We start from the raw sequence: 1,394 nt of genomic DNA on the forward strand, positions 1-1,394 counted from the left end.
CTGAGACCTGATGCCGAGCCGATTGTGGTGAAGTGGATGATCCTATGCTGTCGAGAAAAGCCTCTAGCGAGTTTCATGGCGGCCCGTACCCCAAACCGACTCAGGTGGTCAGGTAGAGAATACCGAGGCGTTCGGGTGAACTATGGTTAAGGAACTCGGCAAAATGCCCCCGTAACTTCGGGAGAAGGGGGGCCATTCCTGGTGACGGCACTTGCTGCCTGAGCTGGGGGTGGCCGCAGAGACCAGCGAGAAGCGACTGTTTACTAAAAACACAGGTCCGTGCGAAGCCGTAAGGCGATGTATACGGACTGACGCCTGCCCGGTGCTGGAACGTTAAGGGGACCGGTTAGCTTGGTTTCGACCAGGCGAAGCTGAGAACTTAAGCGCCAGTAAACGGCGGTGGTAACTATAACCATCCTAAGGTAGCGAAATTCCTTGTCGGGTAAGTTCCGACCTGCACGAATGGCGTAACGACTTCTCGACTGTCTCAACCATAGGCCCGGTGAAATTGCATTACGAGTAAAGATGCTCGTTTCGCGCAGCAGGACGGAAAGACCCCGGGACCTTTACTATAGCTTGATATTGGTGTTCGGTTCGGCTTGTGTAGGATAGGTGGGAGACTGTGAAGCCGTGACGCCAGTCATGGTGGAGTCGCCGTTGAAATACCACTCTGGTCGTGCTGGATGTCTAACCTGGGTCCGTGATCCGGATCAGGGACAGTGTCTGGTGGGTAGTTTAACTGGGGCGGTTGCCTCCTAAAGGGTAACGGAGGCGCCCAAAGGTTCCCTCAGCCTGGTTGGCAATCAGGTGTTGAGTGTAAGTGCACAAGGGAGCTTGACTGTGAGACTGACGGGTCGAGCAGGTACGAAAGTAGGGACTAGTGATCCGGCGGTGGCTTGTGGAAGCGCCGTCGCTCAACGGATAAAAGGTACCCCGGGGATAACAGGCTGATCTTCCCCAAGAGTCCATATCGACGGGATGGTTTGGCACCTCGATGTCGGCTCGTCGCATCCTGGGGCTGGAGTAGGTCCCAAGGGTTGGGCTGTTCGCCCATTAAAGCGGTACGCGAGCTGGGTTTAGAACGTCGTGAGACAGTTCGGTCCCTATCCGCTGTGCGCGTAGGAGTGTTGAGAAGGGCTGTCCCTAGTACGAGAGGACCGGGACGGACGAACCTCTGGTGTGCCAGTTGTCCTGCCAAGGGCATGGCTGGTTGGCTACGTTCGGGAGGGATAACCGCTGAAAGCATCTAAGCGGGAAGCCTGCTTCGAGATGAGCACTCCCACCTCCTTGAGAGGGTAAGGCTCCCAGTAGACGACTGGGTTGATAGGCCGGATATGGAAGCCCTGTGAGGGGTGGAGTTGACCGGTACTAATAGGCCGAGGGCTTGTCCTCAG

1 rRNA gene is annotated in these 1,394 nt (G+C 56.5%); it reads left to right on the plus strand.

What is annotated here, in order from left to right:
• Window positions 1–1,392: ribosomal RNA gene (locus tag ACFVHB_RS40125) — 23S ribosomal RNA — on the plus strand; the annotation flags it as partial.
• Window positions 1,393–1,394 lie beyond the last annotated feature (2 nt).

Source organism: Kitasatospora sp. NPDC127111, assembly GCF_042677465.1.
Lineage (GTDB): Bacteria > Actinomycetota > Actinomycetes > Streptomycetales > Streptomycetaceae > Kitasatospora.